Annotated in this window: 13 protein-coding genes; 7 read left to right on the top strand and 6 right to left on the bottom strand. The window is 46.5% G+C overall.

Going from position 1 to position 18181, the window contains the following annotated elements; genetic code table 11:
* Nucleotides 1–18 precede the first annotated feature (18 nt).
* The 3 genes from AAHN97_RS04765 (at nucleotide 19) to lpdA (ending at nucleotide 4942) form a co-directional block, all read left to right on the top strand.
* On the top strand, nucleotides 19–2598 hold the full coding sequence (locus tag AAHN97_RS04765) for an FtsK/SpoIIIE family DNA translocase (RefSeq protein ID WP_343306414.1): 2580 nt from the start codon (nucleotides 19–21) through the stop codon (nucleotides 2596–2598).
* A gap of 95 nt (nucleotides 2599–2693) precedes the next feature.
* Nucleotides 2694–3377, top strand: coding sequence for a LolA family protein (locus tag AAHN97_RS04770; protein ID WP_343306415.1), 684 nt, complete (start codon nucleotides 2694–2696; stop codon nucleotides 3375–3377).
* A gap of 158 nt (nucleotides 3378–3535) precedes the next feature.
* On the top strand, nucleotides 3536–4942 hold the full coding sequence (gene lpdA / locus AAHN97_RS04775; RefSeq protein ID WP_343306416.1) for a dihydrolipoyl dehydrogenase: 1407 nt from the start codon (nucleotides 3536–3538) through the stop codon (nucleotides 4940–4942).
* Nucleotides 4943–4993: 51 nt separating this feature from the next.
* On the opposite strand, the gene AAHN97_RS04780 is transcribed toward lpdA, so the two are convergent.
* The gene (locus AAHN97_RS04780) at nucleotides 4994–7660 is read right to left on the bottom strand and encodes a S8 family peptidase (RefSeq protein ID WP_343306417.1); all 2667 of its coding nucleotides are present in this window, start codon (nucleotides 7658–7660) and stop codon (nucleotides 4994–4996) included.
* 297 nt (nucleotides 7661–7957) lie between these two features.
* Between AAHN97_RS04780 and AAHN97_RS04785 the strand changes: the two genes are divergently transcribed.
* The 3 genes from AAHN97_RS04785 to AAHN97_RS04795 all read left to right on the top strand — a co-directional run bounded on the left by AAHN97_RS04785 (nucleotide 7958) and on the right by AAHN97_RS04795 (nucleotide 11965).
* On the top strand, nucleotides 7958–8788 hold the full coding sequence (locus AAHN97_RS04785) for a M57 family metalloprotease (RefSeq protein WP_343306418.1): 831 nt from the start codon (nucleotides 7958–7960) through the stop codon (nucleotides 8786–8788).
* Nucleotides 8789–8870: 82 nt separating this feature from the next.
* Nucleotides 8871–11069, top strand: a complete 2199-nt coding sequence (locus AAHN97_RS04790) for a S46 family peptidase (protein WP_343306419.1) — start codon at nucleotides 8871–8873, stop codon at nucleotides 11067–11069.
* A gap of 2 nt (nucleotides 11070–11071) precedes the next feature.
* A complete protein-coding gene (locus AAHN97_RS04795; RefSeq protein WP_343306420.1) occupies nucleotides 11072–11965 on the top strand; it encodes a ThuA domain-containing protein in 894 nt (297 codons plus the stop codon).
* 48 nt (nucleotides 11966–12013) lie between these two features.
* Here the strand turns inward: AAHN97_RS04795 and AAHN97_RS04800 are convergent, their stop codons facing one another.
* Both AAHN97_RS04800 and AAHN97_RS04805 read right to left on the bottom strand, forming a co-directional pair.
* The gene (locus AAHN97_RS04800) at nucleotides 12014–12919 is read right to left on the bottom strand and encodes a class I SAM-dependent methyltransferase (protein WP_343306421.1); all 906 of its coding nucleotides are present in this window, start codon (nucleotides 12917–12919) and stop codon (nucleotides 12014–12016) included.
* A 38-nt stretch (nucleotides 12920–12957) separates the two neighbouring features.
* Nucleotides 12958–14511: an acyl-CoA mutase large subunit family protein gene (locus tag AAHN97_RS04805; protein ID WP_343306422.1), complete on the bottom strand. Its 1554-nt coding sequence runs from the start codon at nucleotides 14509–14511 to the stop codon at nucleotides 12958–12960.
* A gap of 55 nt (nucleotides 14512–14566) precedes the next feature.
* On the opposite strand from AAHN97_RS04805, the gene AAHN97_RS04810 reads away from it, so the two are divergent.
* On the top strand, nucleotides 14567–15466 hold the full coding sequence (locus tag AAHN97_RS04810) for a M23 family metallopeptidase (protein ID WP_343306423.1): 900 nt from the start codon (nucleotides 14567–14569) through the stop codon (nucleotides 15464–15466).
* Nucleotides 15467–15488: 22 nt separating this feature from the next.
* Here AAHN97_RS04810 and AAHN97_RS04815 read toward each other — a convergent pair whose 3' ends face one another.
* The 3 genes from AAHN97_RS04815 to AAHN97_RS04825 all read right to left on the bottom strand — a co-directional run bounded on the left by AAHN97_RS04815 (nucleotide 15489) and on the right by AAHN97_RS04825 (nucleotide 18162).
* Complete coding sequence (locus AAHN97_RS04815) at nucleotides 15489–16022, bottom strand: hypothetical protein (RefSeq protein WP_343306424.1); 534 nt, start codon at nucleotides 16020–16022, stop codon at nucleotides 15489–15491.
* A gap of 115 nt (nucleotides 16023–16137) precedes the next feature.
* Complete coding sequence (locus AAHN97_RS04820) at nucleotides 16138–17568, bottom strand: L-serine ammonia-lyase (protein ID WP_343306425.1); 1431 nt, start codon at nucleotides 17566–17568, stop codon at nucleotides 16138–16140.
* Nucleotides 17569–17664: 96 nt separating this feature from the next.
* The gene (locus tag AAHN97_RS04825; protein WP_343306426.1) at nucleotides 17665–18162 is read right to left on the bottom strand and encodes an FKBP-type peptidyl-prolyl cis-trans isomerase; all 498 of its coding nucleotides are present in this window, start codon (nucleotides 18160–18162) and stop codon (nucleotides 17665–17667) included.
* Nucleotides 18163–18181 lie beyond the last annotated feature (19 nt).

Raw genomic sequence — 18181 nt, forward strand, 5'->3', positions numbered from 1 at the left:
TTAATTTTGATTTCGATTATGGCAGGAAACACACTGAAATCAGAAAAGAAAGAACCTAAAAAGAAGAAAGAGCAGCCACCAAATCCTGATGTACTGAAGCCCGATAAGGAGCCGGAAGTAAAAGTGAAGGAACTGGTGAAGGACGAGCGCACCCATAAAGTGCTTGGCGCTGTATTTCTTTTGTTAGCCCTCTATTGCTTTATTGCGTTCACTTCTTATTTATTTACCTGGGAAGAAGACCAGGATAAGGTTTTTCGTTACTCCTCCCAGGTGCTTTTCATGCATGAGATAGAGGTGGATAACCTCCTGGGCCGTTTAGGCGCTTTTACCTCCCATTGGTTCTTTTTCAAAGGTTTTGGTATTGCCTCTTACCTGTTCTGTTATTTCTTTTTCATTATTGGTATCAATTTCATTGTAGGCCGCCGCGTTTTCCGCATCTGGCGCAATGTAAAATATATCCTGTTCGGATTGCTGTTCATCAGTATGACCATGGCTTTCCTATCCGGCAACGCCGCTTTCCCCTGGGGAGGTGCTTTGGGAGATAGCCTGAATAAATGGACCAGCGGGTTCCTGGGTAAAACCGGGGCCGGATTATTACTGGTACTGGCGGGTCTGAGCTGGGTGATCTGGAAGTTCAATGTGGATTTCAAATGGCCGGAACGCAAACCTAAACCTGTAAAAGAAGCTTTTGCAGGATTCGGGGAACCGGAGGAAGAGGAAGAACTGCTGCCCGTAAAGGCCGTTGAAGAAAAGAAGAAGAATACCTATAAAGGAGGCGAAAGCCTGGTAACACTGGTGCCGGTGGAGGAAGAAGAAGAGTTTGAGCAGGAATTGCAATTGATAGAAAAAGAAGATCCGAATGCTGCTTATATGCCACCGCCGGTTGTTGTACCTGAACCTCCTGCTGCCGTAGTACCGGAAGTACCGGAGCAGGAAGCAAAGATCTTTATACAGGAAGAATTACCTGTTACACCACCACCCGCCCGTAAAAAGAACGACACGGCAGAAGTTGCCTTTGAGATAAAACCTGTTTTTGAGGATCCTGATGAAGAAACGATTGAAGAGCTGGAACCTGTAAGAGAGCCTGTGCTGGCTGATCCTTATGAACCTACGCTGGACCTCCGGGATTATAAATATCCCACGCTGGACCTGCTGGATAACCACGGCTCTGATAAGATCGTACAGGATGCTTCCGAACTGGAGCTGAACAAGAACCAGATCATCGATACCCTCAAGAACTACGATATTTCCATCCAGAAGATCAGTGCTACCGTTGGGCCTACCGTTACGCTTTACGAAATAGTACCTGCTGCAGGTGTGCGGATCTCCCGGATCAAAAACCTGGAGGATGATATTGCACTCAGTCTCTCTGCATTGGGTATCCGGATCATTGCGCCTATTCCGGGAAGAGGTACTATCGGTATTGAGGTGCCGAATGTGAAAAAAACCATCGTTTCCCTGCGAAACATGCTGGCCTCCGATAAATTCCTGCATAGCCAGATGGACCTTCCCATTGCTATTGGTAAAAAGATCGATAACGAGAACTTTATAGCGGACCTGGCCAAGATGCCCCACCTTTTGATGGCGGGAGCTACCGGTCAGGGTAAATCTGTAGGTATTAATACCCTACTTGTATCACTGTTGTTCAAGAAACATCCTTCCCAACTGAAGTTTGTGTTGATAGATCCCAAGAAAGTGGAACTCTCGCTGTACAAGCTCATTGAAAAACACTTCCTGGCCAAACTGCCGGGAGAAGAGGATGCCATTATCACAGACACTAAGAAAGTGGTGCATACCCTCAATGCCCTGTGTATTGAAATGGACCTGCGCTACGATCTGCTGAAAGAAGCAGGCACCCGTAATATCCGCGAATACAACAAGAAGTTCACGGAACGCCGCCTGAACCCATTAAAGGGGCACCGTTTCCTGCCATTCATTGTATTGGTGATAGATGAATTTGCGGACCTGATCATGACGGCCGGTAAAGAAGTGGAAATGCCCATTGCGCGGCTGGCACAGCTGGCACGGGCCATTGGTATTCACCTGATCATTGCCACGCAGCGTCCTTCTGTTAATATCATTACCGGTACAATTAAAGCCAACTTCCCCGCACGGATTGCCTTTAAAGTGTCGTCTAAGATAGACTCCCGTACCATCCTCGATATTGGCGGTTCCGAACAGCTGATAGGGCAGGGGGACATGCTGATCTCTTTCAACGGAGAGCTGGTGCGCCTGCAGTGTGCTTTTGTGGATACACCGGAAGTAGAACGCGTAGTGGAATTTATCGGGGAGCAGAGAGGATATCCGGAAGCTTTCATGTTGCCGGAATATGTGGATGAAAAGGAAATGGAAGGGAAGGATTTCAGCCTGGCAGACCGCGATCCGCTGTTTGATGAGGCTGCCCGTGTGATTGTTCAGAACCAGCAGGGATCCACTTCATTGCTGCAAAGAAGGATGAAACTGGGCTACAACCGTGCCGGAAGGCTGATGGACCAGCTGGAAGCAGCAGGGATCGTAGGGCCTAACCTGGGAAGTAAAGCGCGTGAGGTGAATGTTAAAACGGAGGCCGATCTGGAGGAGATCCTCGGCAGTATGTGATAAAATAACGAGTTTTGCATTTCTTTAACAGCAGCCGTTAAACGATGCGGCACAACATTTGTCTTAATAGCCTATAACTGTAACACTTAAAAATTATGATGAAGAAGAAAACGGTATTGATGGGCATGGTCATGTTCGGAATGGCATTCAGCACCATGGCGCAAACCAAAACTCCTGTAGGCTCCCTGGGTCAGAATGATCCAAAGGCTAAAGCAGTACTGGATAATGTGAGCAAGAAATTCAAATCGCTGAAATCAGTTATCGCCAATTTTATCCTGAAAGTAGAAGGTGCCAATAACAGCGTAACAGACTCCAAGAAGGGTGCTGTATACGTAAAAGGGCCTAAATATAAAGTGATCATGGGAGAACAGGAGATCATCAGCGACAATAAAACCTCCTGGACGTATGCCAAAGATGTGAATGAAGTGACCATTAACAATGTGGATCAAAGCAATACCAGTATGACGCCTGCCAAGATCTTCACCAATTTCTACGATAAGGATTTCCTGTACCGCCTCACCGGCGAAAGCACAGAGAAAGGCAAGGTGTTGCAGAATATTGAACTCACACCTACAGATAAGTCTAAAACCTTCTTTAAAGTGCTGGTGGATGTAGATAAAAAGAACTCTACCCTGGCCCGTATGAAGGTATTTGAGAAAAATGGCAATAAATACACCTACGAGATCAGCAGCTTCCAGCCCAATGGCGCAGTGAGCGATGATCTGTTCACTTTCGATGCCAAAAAGTACCCTGGCGTGGAAGTAGTAGACCTCCGATAGTATCAATACTTTTCCCGATAGAAGAACGGCTCCCGCTAGGGGAGCCGTTTTCATTTGCAGACAGCTATCTCCGGCAACTGTCATGTATCTGTATGAACTATCTAAACTTTACTTTTTTTTGCTACATTTGCCAAGTTTTATTATAAAAATCTAGCAATATGGCATACGACGTAATCGTAATTGGTAGTGGCCCCGGTGGATACGTGGCAGCTATCCGGGCATCTCAACTGGGATTGAAAACAGCCGTGGTAGAGAGAGAGAGTTTAGGCGGGATCTGTTTAAACTGGGGTTGTATCCCTACTAAGGCATTGTTGAAGTCCGCACAGGTAGCAGAGTATATCCAGCATTCCAAGGATTACGGTATCACTGTGGGAGATTCTTCAGTAGATTTTGGCGCGGTGATCAAACGCAGCCGCGGTGCAGCTGATAAAATGAGCAAAGGCGTTCAGTTCCTCATGAAGAAGAACAAGATTGACGTGCTCATGGGCAATGGCAAACTGAAAGCAAAAGGCCAGGTAGAAGTGACTGATAAAGACGGAAAAGTAGCTGTACATGAAGCAAAACATGTGCTGCTGGCAACCGGCGCACGTTCCCGCGAACTGCCGAACCTGAAGATCGATGGTAAAACCGTTATCGGATACCGTGAAGCCATGAACCTGCCAAAACAACCCAAGAGCATGATCGTAGTAGGTTCAGGCGCTATCGGCGTTGAATTTGCTTACTTCTATCATTCCCTGGGCACAAAAGTGACCATCGTTGAGTTCATGCCGCGTATTGTACCGGTAGAAGATGAAGATATCTCCAAAGAACTGGAAAAGATCTACAAGAAGAAAGGTATTGAGATCATGACCAACGCTAGCGTAGAAGCAGTGGAAAAGAAAGGCGATGGCGTGAAAGCGAAAGTAAAGACCGCCACCGGCGAAGTTTTCCTGGAAGCAGATGTAGTACTGAGTGCTATCGGTATCACCGCTAATATTGAAAACCTTGGCCTGGAAGCTTTAGGCGTAAAAACAGATAAAGGCAAAGTAGTGGTGGATGCTTACTACCAAACCAATGTTCCGGGCATTTATGCATTTGGAGACATGGTTCCCGGCCAGGCACTTGCACACGTTGCCTCCAAAGAAGGTATCGTTTGCGTGGAAGCCATCGCTTACAACGAAAAGAAATACGCACATAAACCTACTCCGATCAATTACAATAACGTACCGGGTTGTACTTTCTGTGCACCTGAGATCGCATCTGTAGGTTACACTGAAAAACAGGCTAAAGAAGCCGGTTATGAAGTGAAAGTGGGTAAGTTCCCATTCACGGCTTCAGGTAAAGCAGTAGGCGCAGGCGCAACAGAAGGTTTCGTAAAAGTGATCTTTGATGCTAAATACGGCGAATGGTTGGGTACACATATGATTGGCGCTAACGTAACAGAAGCGATCGAACAAACTGTAACAGCACGTACGCTGGAAACTACCTGGCAGGAAGTACTGAATAGTATTCACCCGCACCCAACCATGAGCGAATCTGTGAAGGATGCCATTGAAGTGGCTTATGGCGAAGCAATTCACCTGTAATTGAATATTATTGGAATAAAAAAGGGCGCTCTGCATGGAGCGCCCTTTTTGTTATAGCTTAATGAACTTTGCACTGAACACTTTCTTTCCTGCCTCATGGATCACACACCAGTAATTCCCTGCGGAAAGCTCCCTCAGCGGAACATCCTGCAATAAGTTCACCAGTACCGTTTGTTTCACTATCCGGCCATTAAGATCAATAATGCTGAGCGTTCGCTGCCCCAGGTCACGACTGAGTATATTCACTGCATTCGTTGCAGGGTTAGGGAATAACAGGTACCTGCTGTTTGTCAGCACCTGCACCGGCACCACATCAGAATACATCAGCCGGCCATCTGTGGTTTCCAGTTTTGCCCGGTAATACACAATGCCTTGTATGGGGGATGCATCTATTTGTGTATAGCTTTTGCTGTTGGTGATGATACTTTCAGCGATGCCATCATTTCCCCTTTCCCAGGTGATGCGCTTAAGTTTGTAGGTACTACCCAATTGCAATTGTAACTGTACGCGTTTGTCATCCGTAAGGTCTGCCGTAAATGAAAGGATGTAACATTGCAGGGCCTGCCTGGTATAATCTATGGCGGCACTACGGGGACCTTCTGTTCCATTCACGGCACTTACTGCAAAATGATGGGCACTGATAGCAGCTTTGGAGAGCACTATCAAAGTATCGCTTGTTTCGCGATATAAGGTCATATACGGCCCGTTCAATGCATATACCCTGTAAGTAGCTGCGCCGGGAATCTTATTCCAGTATATAAGCGCAGAATCCGTGCAATCGAAACCCGCCTGTAAAGTAAGGGGAGGAGCAAGCAGGAAGGGATCACTGATGAATGTTTGTGAGGTCGTTTCCATTTTAAATAAAACGGTACCGAAGATGTCAGGCGCTACCCAGTTGAAACGCCCGCTTTCCACAATAGCATCTGTTGCTACTGGTTGCCAGCTGATACCGTTGTTCAGGCTATAAGAGATATTTCCTTTTCCGGTGATGTTTGTTTTCCATTGGAGCCGTTCTGATACAGGCGGCTCCCAATCGAAGGATAACAGTGGTGTCAGTTGCCAGGCGAGGTGGAATTTTTGGGTGGCGGTTGTGATATTGTATCCTTTAACATGGATCGTGTAAATACCGGCAGCGGGTAAAGGTACAGATACCTGTTCCACATTGTTCAAACTATCCCTTCCTGTACGTGCATTTTTACGCAGGGAATCCAGGTGAGGGGCTGTACTCAGTATCCAGGGTTCATAACGGTTTCCTGCAGCATCTGTTACCCAGAGGTCCAGATCATTGATCAAAGCCCGCGCGCTATTCACAGCGGCAGGAGGGTCTGTATAACACATGGTGACCTTCAGGGCATGCGTTGCTTCGGATATATTCAGTGTTTGCGTGTATTCTGTGCCGTTAGTAACCCGGGCTGCTGTAAATCTTTGTTGTGTGATGGTGTTTACGGCCTGCCAGGCATTCAGCGCGCCGAATCCGCTGTTATGATCCACGCCGGGGTGGTCAATATCATCGGCACTGTTGATCAGTATGGCTTTTAATAATGATGCAGGCGGCATGTGTTGGAAAGTATGTTTGTACTGTTCCTGCAACAAAAGACTAACGCCGGAAACAAGTGCTGCAGCACCAGACGTTCCATCTTCTCCATAAGCTACCAGTTCTGGTTTCACCCTTCCATCAAAAGCAGGCCCTTTGGAACTGGCGGCCGGTACATTGTTATCTCCATCCGTACCACCTGTTACCAAAAGGTTTTTGGCCTGTTTGAAAGTGCCGGAGAGGTTCGCAAAACCTGCTATGCCATTGTAAAGCCCTGCGTTGGATGTTTGTACACCAATGTTGCCGGAAGAGAAAACATGCAGTAAGGTATCAGTATCGTAGATCTGTTCATCATAGGCTGCTGCTTCCAGGCCATAGTTATTTTCAATGCCCACACCATAGGAATGATTCTGCAGCGAGATATTGTATTGTGAAAAATAAGAGACTGCATCCGGGAAGAGATTTTTGAAATCCGAAGAGGCGATATGCGCTTTCTTTGCAACACCTGTGCCTGAAGGGGCAGAATTCCCTGCACCGGCAATGAGTGTGGCCATGATCGTTGCATGTGGGGCTGTAGCAGTGGCGGCTAAGGAAGTGGGCACGTAACGTTGCAACAGATCTATATCCAGTGTATCGTATAATGTTTCTTTAAGCGATAGCCGCATGCCTTCTCCCTGTAAAGCAGGTATGCGTTGCTGCAGGGTAGCGATGGTGTTTAATGTTGCATTGGCCGTATTGATCATGATCTCCGTTCTGGGCGAACGCGGAATGTCTGCATATCTGACAGAGGGTTGCGCGATGAATGTTTCCCAGTCTTTCTTCGCTATTGTAACAGATGTATAAGGTTGCACAATTAACGAGATACTATCTTTTTCACGCAGGGTTTCCAGTTTATTTAACAAAGCATCAGATGCTTTCCAGTTATTGTTAGCCCGCCATACTTTAACCGTAGTATCTGCAGGCAGTTGTTTTACAATATGCTCCAGTGCATTGATAGAACGAATTAATTGCAATCGATGCAAAAGTGCTTCGCCGGGAAATGCAGAAAATTTTACAACATAAAATGAACTGGCTCCGCGTTGGTAAGAGGTATCTTCAGAAGGAATAACAAACCGCCGGGATTGAGCGATGGTGGCAGACGGAGCGATGGCAGCCCATATGCAGAGGGTTAATAAAAAACACAAATAGGGTCTACGGCAATACATGAACTAAAGCTATCAAATTTTTTTTATCAGTAAAAAAAATAGTATTATTGAAAATAGAAAGACCGTTTCCAAAATCATCAGACAGAGAGCAGCATATCTAAACATCGTCAAGGGCAAACAGAATTCAAAATCTAAACATATGCATTAACCCGTAGACGCTTAATCAGCGCCAGTTATTTTTTTTTTGCCATCTGGTAAATCTTTTTTTTCTGTGCTTACCTACAGCACGGCATGAGCATTTTTTATTCACAAACCAAAACCCAAAATCTGAGTGCTATGAAAAAGCAAACAAGATCTATCCTGTTATGCCTGTTCATGATGACAGGTATCGTTATTTCTTCTTGTCAGAAAGAAGCCACCAAAGCAGAACCCCCACCATCTGAAATTCCCCAGCAGGTGCAGGACCTTATCAAATCAAGAGGTTTCAGTACAGAGAATGTACGCAATTACAACGGCGGTTATCTTATTGAAGGAGACATCTTCCTGGATGCGGAAACCCTCGCTGCTGAAACGTCCACACCTAACCTGCGCATTGCAGAAGTTGAACAGTACCGCACCAATAACCTGGTGAGGAATCTGCCCCGCGTGATCAAAATTAAAGTAGTGAACCTGGGTAATGCCTTTATCCAGGGTACTGATCTGGCTATTTCGCGTTACAATGCATTGGGATTATCCCTCACTTTCCAACGCGTTACCAGCGGCAGCGCTAACATTACTATCAGGGGATTTTATGAAGGTCCCAGTGGAGGATTTATTACACTGGGGTACGCAGGTTTTCCCACCAGTGGAGGAAACCCCTACAACAGTATTAGCATGAACACGCACCCGCAGGCTTATGGCGCTAATCCAAATGTGGATTATGTTGGTTCGGTGATCCAGCATGAACTGGGGCATTGTATCGGCTTCCGCCATACAGACTACATGAACCGCGCTTATAGCTGCGGCAGCAGTGGTGCCGGTAATGAAGGTGCCGGCAGCATTGGGGCTGTACACATTCCCGGAACACCAACCGGCCCTGATGCAGGCTCCTGGATGCTGGCCTGCTCCAATGGCGGCAACCGTACCTTCAACACAAACGACAAGGTGGCGCTGAATTACCTCTATTAATGAAAGAAAGGGATGTAAGGTGTTGGGCCTTACATCCTCTTTTTTCCCTAAATTGCCGCTTTGATTCACCAAACACAATCATATGAGGCAACTTATAGGGAAGTACCTGTTGTTACCGGTATTGTTCTTTACACATCTTTCTGCACATGCCACGGAAGGTATGTGGTTACCCCAACTGCTTAACAGGCTGAATGAAAAGGAGATGAAGGGAATGGGCATGAAGATCAGCGCAGCTGATATATACAGCCTGAACAAAGGCAGCCTGAAAGATGCCATCGTAAGTTTCGGTGGTTTTTGTACCGGTGAGATCATTTCTTCCCAGGGCCTCCTTTTAACTAACCACCACTGTGGTTATGATGCCATCCAAAAACATACTACCCTGCAGAATAATTACCTGGACAATGGTTTCTGGGCACGTAATAAACAGGAAGAACTGCCTAATCCCGGGTTAACCGCTACTTTTATTGTAAGGATAGAAGATATTACGCAGCAGGCTTTGCAGGGCGTAACCGGAAAACTGAGCGAAAGGGAAAGACAATCTGCGATAGACAAAAACCTCAACACCATCCGCACAAATGCAAAAAAGGAAAGTTACCAGGACCTGGTGATCAAACCTTTCTTTGATGGCAACCAATATTTCCTTTTTGTAACAGAAACCTATAAAGATGTACGCCTGGTAGGTGCACCGCCTTCTTCCATCGGTAAGTTCGGCGCGGATACGGATAACTGGGTGTGGCCACGCCATACAGGAGATTTCTCGATCTTCAGGATCTATGCCGGTAAAGACAATCTGCCCGCAGCATATGCAAAAGATAATGTACCCCTGAAACCCAAACACTTCCTGCCTATTTCGCTGGACGGTATTGCTTCCAACGATTTCACCATGGTATTTGGTTTCCCCGGCCGTACAAATGAATACCTGCCCTCAGAAGCCATGAAGCTCACGGTGGAAGGTCAGGACCCTGCACGCGTACAAATGCGCGATGCAGCATTGAAAGTGATAGATGGTTTTATGCGGAAGGATGAACAGATCAAAATTCAATACGCCGCAAAATATGCCAGCACAGCCAATGCCTGGAAAAAATGGATAGGAGAGATGCAGGGTGTACGCCAGACTGGTGGCATTCAACGTAAACTGCAACAGGAAGCCCGCTTTCAGCAACTGGTGCAGGCCAATCCTGCTTTCCGCGCAACCTATGGCGGATTGCTGGATTCCCTCAATAATCTCTATAAAGAAGGAGCACCTGCTACTATCGCACGTGATTACTACACGGAACTGTTGCGTAGTACTGAGCTGCTGGGTTTCGCCAATGGCGTGATCTCCCTGTTACAGGAAACCAGGCTGAAAGGCGAAGAGAACTATGCACAACTCCGGCAGCAATTCCTGGATAAAGTAAAACCGCAATACCAGAACTATAATAATAATGTGGACCGTGAAGTGGCGGTAGCATTGCTGGATATCTATTTCAAGGAAGTGCCTTCCAATAAAATAGGAGGAGAAGCCTACCAGATATGGATGGAAACAAACAAAGACGGGAGGACCACGGCCAACAAAATATATGATCAATCCGCCTTAACCGCTTATAATAAGCTGGAAACCTTCCTGAATAAACCTTTCAAGAATGTTTCCGAAGAGGTGTGGAAAGATCCTGCTACCCGCCTGCTGATAGGTTTAAGGAATGGATATATCGATTTCATCAACAAACCTTATGATGCCCTGCAGCCTGAAATAAACCGTTTGCAACGCCAATACATGCAGGCACAGATGGAGGTGCTGAAAGACAAACGTTTTTACCCGGATGCCAATAGCACACTCCGTATCACTTACGGAAAAGTGAACGGATATGATCCCCGCGATGCTGTGACCTATGATATTGCCACCACACTGGATGGCGTGATGGAGAAATACAAACCCGGTGATTATGAATTTGATGTACCGGAAAAACTGCGGGACTTATACGCAAAGAAAGATTACGGGCAATACGGAGCAAACGGTAAAATGCCGGTATGTTTTATTGCCTCCAATCATACTACCGGCGGTAATTCCGGCAGTCCTGCATTGGATGCATATGGCAATCTCATCGGTCTTAATTTCGATCGTACCTGGGAAGGTACCATGAGCGATATTAACTATGATGCCACCATCTGCCGGAACATTATGGTGGATATCCGGTATGTATTATTCATCGTGGATAAATTTGCAGGTGCTAAACATCTTATTGAAGAATTGAAACTGGTGCATCCGAAGAAGGGAAGTGTACCCTTGAAAAAAGCCTCTTAAGCATGCAATACCTGGCCTGTATTTTCTTTGTAATGTTTTCCTTCCAAAAGAAGGAACCTATCCCTGTGCTGATCATAGATGGGTTTAGTAATCACGACTGGAAGCAAACCAGCGAGCTCACAAAACGGATACTGGAGGAAAGCGGGCGCTTTAAAGTAGCTATTTTTACGATCCCTCCGGATGATAGCACATGGCAGCCACCTGCCTTTAAGCAATATGCCGTGGTGATCCAGAATACGAACAATATTTTCAACCTGGCCATACGCTGGCCACGGAAAGTAGAGCAGGAGCTGGAAGACTATGTGCGGAAAGGCGGTTCCCTATATGTATTACATTCAGGTAATAATGCCTTCCCGCATTGGGAAGAATACAATAAGATGATCGGTATCGGCTGGCGTTCCAGAACTACAGGTTATGCTATCCAGGTTGACAGTAATAAACATATTGTACGGATACCTCCCGGAGCAGGAGAGGGAACGGGGCATGGCAGCAGGTTCAACGCAGTTGTGCAGATCCTGAACCTGCATCCGGTCAATAAAGGTTATCCTGCTCAGTGGAAAACGGCTTCTACGGAAGTGTATAACTATCCCCGCGGACCTGCTGAAAACCTGACGGTGTTATCCTTTGCTTACGATAGTTCTGCAACACATAAAATGTGGCCGGTTGAATGGATCGTGAAATATGGAAAGGGGCATGTATACAGTTCAAGCATGGGCCATCTCTGGAAAGGGGAGACCTATCCCCTGAGTTATCGCTGCATTGGTTTTCAGACAACCATGATCCGGGTAACGGAATGGCTGGCTACAGGTAAAGTAAGTTATCCGGTACCGGCGAATTTTCCCACGGCGGATGAGATCAGCCTGAGAGATAAAGAAGATTATCCTGCTTTGCATTAAAATCACAAGGCCGGTAATAGAACTTATTACCGGCCTGTTTTAATAATTTTATTTTTCTTCTTCCGCTTTACATTCATACACAATAGAACTGCACTTTTCCACGTGCCTCCAGGCTTTCCAGTAAGAACGTAATCCGTTCCATCCTCCTTTGATCATACCACTCCCGCCATGTTTATTTTTTTCACTCAGCAGGCTCACATAAAAAGCATCAAACACCATCGGATGTTTTTGATCAATGCGGATCTTATGCTCGTGTAACAACATATCCATGGACTGCGGAGAGAAGTGATAAAGGTGCCTGGGTACATCATATGCAGCCCAATCCTGCCCATAGATGCGGGCATCGGTAGATTTATAGTTAGGTACGGCGATGAGTAAAGCACCGCCTGGTTTTAGGAGTTTACGGATCTGTTCAATATAACCATGCAGGTTGTGTACATGTTCCAGTACATGCCACATGGTAATGCAATCAAACTGGGCAGGTGCTAAGGTGAAGAGTTCTTCCACGGAGCCGGATTCCACATTGTAGATCTCTTTTGCATTTTTCCTGGCGCCTGCATCCGGTTCCAGTCCTGTTACTTCCCAGCCCAGCTGTTTCATATAATGGAGGAAAGCGCCGGTACCGCTGCCGATATCCAGCAGGCTGCCCTGCTTTACGCCGGATGCGGATTTTACCCAGTTCTGTTTGGAGCGCATGGTGATCTTACGTACACTATGATAGAGGCGGTTGATCAAGCCTTCGCGCGTTTCAGAATGGGAAATATATTCAGATGACTGGTAGTATTGACCAATGTTGTGGATATCAGGAACGTCCTGGGTGAAGCGGCCTGTGCATACGGCACATTCCCAGATCTCGAAACTTTTCTTAGATACGGTATAGTCCCTGGCTGTTATTTTGTTGCTGATCTTTTCCGATCCGCAAATAGGACACTGTTGGTAATGAATTAGACTCATGGTAATGGTTAAGCTAAAGCTGCTGCAAGATAATCAAATTATATCCCCCTGTACTCTCCCCATACTTTACGCAGAGAATCTGCAATTTCTCCCAGGGTACAGAAATTTTCCACGGCTTCCACCACCAGTGGCATCAGGTTTTCTGTAGTGAGCGCGCGTGCTTCCAGCGCTGCGAGAAGGGCATGCGCTTTTTCGTTATCTCTCCGGGCGCGCAGGGAAGCCAGTTTTTCTGACTGCACCTTGCGGATGCTGTCATCAACACGGAATACATCTCCATCCGGTTCTTCCTGCACTACAAATTTATTTACTCCTACGATCACCTTTTCACCATTCTCAATTTCTTTCTGGTATTGATAAGCGCTGCGGGCAATTTCATCCTGGATAAATCCCTGTTCAATGGCACTTACGGAACCGCCCATTGCATCGATCTTTTCTATGAGCTGCCATGCTTTTGTTTCCACTTCTTTGGTAAGGCTTTCCACATAAAAAGAACCGGCAAGCGGGTCAACCGTATCAGCAATGCCACTTTCATATCCTATGATCTGTTGCGTACGCAATGCAATGCGGGCAGCAGCTTCTGTAGGTAAAGAAATGGCTTCATCGTATCCGTTGGTATGGAGGGATTGTGTGCCGCCTAATGTGGCAGCAAGGGTTTGTACAGCTACCCTTACGATATTATTATGTGGTTGCTGCGCTGTTAAAGTACTGCCACCTGTTTGTGTGTGGAAACGGAGCATCTGTGCTTTAGGATCAGTGGCGCCCAGTTCTTTTGTGATATGTGCCCACATATTCCTTGCGGCACGGAATTTTGCCACTTCTTCAAAGAGATGATTATGGGCATTGAAAAAGAAACTCAAACGTTTTGCAAACACGTTGATGTTCAGCCCTTTTTCCAATGCGGCTTTCAGGTAGGCTTTTCCGTTGGATAAGGTGAAAGCCAGTTCCTGTACAGCATTGGCACCTGCTTCCCGGATGTGGTAACCGCTGATGGAAATGGTATTCCATTTAGGTACTTCGCGGCTGCAATAATCAAAGATGTCTGTGATCAGCCGCATAGATGGCTGCGGCGGATAAATGAAGGTGCCGCGTGCAGCATATTCCTTCAATATATCATTCTGAATAGTACCGGAGATCTGTTTCAGATCGGCCCCCTGTTTTTTGGCGAGTGCGATATAAAAGGCAAGCAGGATATAACCTGTAGCGTTGATGGTCATGGAGGTGGATACTTTTTCCAGGTCTATCCCGGAGAACAGTATTTCCATATCTTCAATGGAATCAATGGCCACGCCTACCTTTCCTACTTCTCCTTCTGCCATGGCATGGTCAGAATCATATCCTATCTGGGTAGGCAGGTCAAAAGCTACGCTAAGGCCCATTACACCCTGGCTGAGCAGGTAATGGTAACGTTTATTGGATTCTTCCGCAGTGCTGAAGCCAGCATATTGCCGCATGGTCCAGAGTTTATCCCGGTACATGGAAGCGTGGATGCCTCTTGTAAAAGGAAAACTGCCGGGCATTTCCTCCATCGGTACGGGATTGGTATAGAGTGGCTGAATAACTATGCCTGAATCGGTACTGATCTTCTTTTCCATATTTACAATGTTACTTTAAAAACGATAAATTGCGATAAAATTTGTTGCTCTGGCTATGATCACTTATTCGTTATTGGCTTTTACCGTAGGATTGGCAATGCTGAGTATTTTCCTTTTTTACAGGGCTACCCGGCAACCTTTAAAGGACGCTGTTTTTACAGCGGCACTGTCTGTTTCCATGGCGTTGTTCATTTACCTCTTCGGTACCTGGGTATTCCTGAGCATTTATTGCAAGTTTGCTTTTGGGATCACTTACCTGGTACTGGCCCTGCTGTTCTTATGGAAACGGGAGGTAAAGTTCCGCGCAGGCGCTGTGTGGTATAAAGCCGTTTTCACCATACTACTGGGCACTGCCAGCATTTTATACTTTACCGGCACAACAGGCACACCGCAAACGGTTGAGCTCGACTTTCCGCTTAAAAAGGGGCGTTACTTTGTTTTACAGGGCGGAAAGGGATTACCGACCAATATCTTCCATTTTAGTTTGCGTGGCGCCATCTATGCCATGGATATTATTAAACTCAACAAGAATGGCACACGGGGTAATTACATCTTTTCAAAAAATCTGGAGGACTATGCTATTTACGGAGATACCATCTACAGCCCCTGTTCAGGAAAAGTGATCCGTGCCTATGGCGGCAATCCGGATAACATTCCGCCCAATATGCAAAGAGGGCCAAGGAATACGAATATGGTGCTGATAGAAACAGATTCCTTTTATGTGTTTATGGGGCATCTGAAAAAAGATGGTGTGTTTGTGGAAGAAGGAGATACAGTGGTTACGGGGCAACCGCTGGGAAGGGTAGGAAATTCAGGATTCAGTACGGAGCCACACCTGCACATCCAGGTACATGCAAAACAACAAAGGGCCTGGTATGCTTCCACACCGCTTTATATTCACTTTAACGGAAAAGGATACCTGCTCAATGAGGTGATCAGGGAGAAGAATTTATAAGGGGCCTTTTGAGCCCCTTTTATTATTGCATTAACTTTTTAGCTTCCGCATTGATGATCTCCGCTGCAATCTCCGCAGGAGATTCTTTCTGTGCCATGAACAACTCCAGCAACTGTTTGTTCAGCTCAATGGCATTTGCATCCGGCGGCAGTTTCAGTGCCACCTGGTTAATGATGGAAATAGTCTGTTCTTTTACCGTTTTAACCGCTTCCCAGGCTGCTGCCGTTACATAGATCTGCTGGGATACATTGTGATCATATTCAGACTTAATGCTTGATACCATCCCTATCTGCATGTCCAGCACGGAAAAACCAGGCTGATTGATGCGGCTGATCAGGCTTTGGGGGGAAATGCGCTCCACGAACAATACGATCCTTTCATATGCCTGTAATTGTAAAGGCAGTATTACAGACTGCTGGTCATTGGAGGAGGGGCTGGATGACTTGGGTTTGCTGTCTGACTTTCCGGGCTTTTTCAGGTCCTTCAGCGTCCAGATCACCAATACCACGGCGCCGGCAATGATAAATATAAACAGCAATTCCTGGGTAGTAGGCATAAATGAATAGATTTTATAGTTACAAATATAATAGTTATTTATTATTTGTAACTATTAATTAAAATAGCGTTCCGTCAGGTACGAAACGCTATTATACAATGATTTATTGGCTATGTCAGCACTCCGGTAAACTGAGCGGGATATTAACGGCCAGGCCGCCATCGGAGGTTTCTTTGTACTTGGAATTCATGTCCAGCGCGGTATCCCACATGGTTTTGACCACTGCATCCAGGGATACTTTGGCCAGTTCAGGGTTGCTTTGCAGGGCCAGCTGGGAAGCCGTGATGGCTTTGATGGCGCCCATGGTGTTCCTTTCAATACAGGGGATCTGTACCAGGCCGCCAATTGGGTCGCAGGTAAGGCCAAGATGGTGTTCCATGGCTATTTCAGCGGCCATCAGTACCTGCCTTTGAGAACCACCCAAACATTCTGTGAGGGCTGCGGCAGCCATGGCAGAAGATACGCCTATTTCTGCCTGGCAGCCTCCCATGGCTGCTGAAATGGTAGCGCGCTTTTTAAAGATGCTGCCTACTTCAGAAGCGGTGAGCATGAACTGGATGATCTTTTCAGGATGTAATCCATCACAGAAAGCAATGTAGTATTGTAATACAGCGGGGATCACTCCTGCCGCGCCATTGGTGGGAGCGGTAACCACTCTGCCAAAGGAAGCATTTTCTTCGTTCACGGCCAGGGCAAAACAGCTTACCCAGTCCAGCGTATAGGAGAAATGATTGCCGCCAGCGCGGATGGCCTCTATCCAGGAGTTATAGTCTGTATACGTTCTGCCCTGCAGTAATTTCTTATTCAGTGCGGCAGCCCTTCTGCCCACTTTCAGACCTCCGGGTAATTCTCCGGTGGTATGGCAGCCCCGGTAAGTACATTCCTGCATTACCTGCCATATTTTGAGTACACCTGCTTTTGTTTCCGCTTCGCTGCGCCATGCCTGTTCGTTTTCCATCACTATTTCTGAAATGGAGAAACCTGTTTTGATGCAGAATTGCAGCAGCTGACGGGCTGTATCAATAGGGAAGGGCAATTCCACGCCTCCGTTACCGGCTCCTTTTTCTTCTCCTTCTTTTACCACAAAACCGCCACCTATGGAATAAAAGGTAGCTGCTGTCTGATCTCCGTTCTCCAATGTTACAAGGAAAGTGAGTGCATTAGGGTGGAAGGGAAGGGATTCATCGTAGAGAAATTCAATATCGTTCAGGGGATCAAAGTCTATTTCGTACCTGCCTGCCAGTTGTAGTTTGCGGTGGCGGCGGATGCCATCTATTTTAGATTCGATCTGGTTCACGTCAAAAGTAACGGGGTCATCTCCGCAAAGCCCTAACTGCACGGCGATATCTGTTCCGTGCCCATGGCCTGTTTTGGCCAGTGAGCCATAGAGTAACACGGCCAGGTGTTTTACCTGTGGCAGTTTGCCTGCGGCTTGCAGATCATCGATGAAGCGCATGGCTGCACGCCATGGGCCTAAGGTGTGTGAGCTGGAAGGTCCTACGCCGATCTTAAAAATATCAAATACGGATATGCACTCGTGTGGCAAAACTATCAGGTTTAGTATTCAAAGTTAAGGTAGAAAAAATAAATCCCGCCGTTGCGGGGCGGGATCTATTTATGATAGTATGATGATAATTCTCCTTTAAAAGTAGAAGTCGTGCAATGTTACGGTAAAGACCAGTACGGAATTAGCAGGAATGCTTCCGGTAGGGAAGTTCTTGTAGCCCATGGCAGAAGGTACAAATAACTGGATCTTGTCTCCTTTGGAGATCTTCCGCAGCCCTATCTTCCAACCTTCTATCAGTTCCCGTAAACGGTAATCGTTCAATGTGGTTTTAGTGCCGGAGTCAAATGTGGTGCCGTTCAGTAATTTTCCTTCGTAGGTAATGTTCATTCTTTCGTTCAGCTCAATGGTATCGCCGGGAGTGGTGCCGCGTTCCAGGATCTTGTAATGCAAAGCGGTGGTGTCGTCCTTTACAGTGCCGGTGATATTATTGTTGGCAATGAAGTCGGTGATCAGCTTTTCATCAGTTGCTGCCTGTTTAACAGGGTCAAATGGCGGATCGTTATCTTTTTTGTTACATGCCGCAAAAGCAGTGATCGCTAACAGGCTCAGGAGCCAAAAATAGTGTCTCTTCATACGTCTATTTAAAATGATA

The organism is Chitinophaga niabensis, from assembly GCF_039545795.1.
Taxonomy (GTDB): domain Bacteria; phylum Bacteroidota; class Bacteroidia; order Chitinophagales; family Chitinophagaceae; genus Chitinophaga; species Chitinophaga niabensis_B.

Bases quoted from the DNA above. Each gene is read 5' to 3' on its own strand.
- AAHN97_RS04765 (WP_343306414.1), top strand. From the start codon at position 19: ATGGCAGGAAACACACTGAAATCAGAAAAGAAAGAACCTAAAAAGAAG.
- AAHN97_RS04770 (WP_343306415.1), top strand. From the start codon at position 2,694: ATGATGAAGAAGAAAACGGTATTGATGGGCATGGTCATGTTCGGAATG.
- lpdA (WP_343306416.1), top strand. From the start codon at position 3,536: ATGGCATACGACGTAATCGTAATTGGTAGTGGCCCCGGTGGATACGTG.
- AAHN97_RS04785 (WP_343306418.1), top strand. From the start codon at position 7,958: ATGAAAAAGCAAACAAGATCTATCCTGTTATGCCTGTTCATGATGACA.
- AAHN97_RS04790 (WP_343306419.1), top strand. From the start codon at position 8,871: ATGAGGCAACTTATAGGGAAGTACCTGTTGTTACCGGTATTGTTCTTT.
- AAHN97_RS04795 (WP_343306420.1), top strand. From the start codon at position 11,072: ATGCAATACCTGGCCTGTATTTTCTTTGTAATGTTTTCCTTCCAAAAG.
- AAHN97_RS04800 (WP_343306421.1), bottom strand. From the start codon at position 12,919: ATGAGTCTAATTCATTACCAACAGTGTCCTATTTGCGGATCGGAAAAG.
- AAHN97_RS04805 (WP_343306422.1), bottom strand. From the start codon at position 14,511: ATGGAAAAGAAGATCAGTACCGATTCAGGCATAGTTATTCAGCCACTC.
- AAHN97_RS04810 (WP_343306423.1), top strand. From the start codon at position 14,567: ATGATCACTTATTCGTTATTGGCTTTTACCGTAGGATTGGCAATGCTG.
- AAHN97_RS04815 (WP_343306424.1), bottom strand. From the start codon at position 16,022: ATGCCTACTACCCAGGAATTGCTGTTTATATTTATCATTGCCGGCGCC.
- AAHN97_RS04825 (WP_343306426.1), bottom strand. From the start codon at position 18,162: ATGAAGAGACACTATTTTTGGCTCCTGAGCCTGTTAGCGATCACTGCT.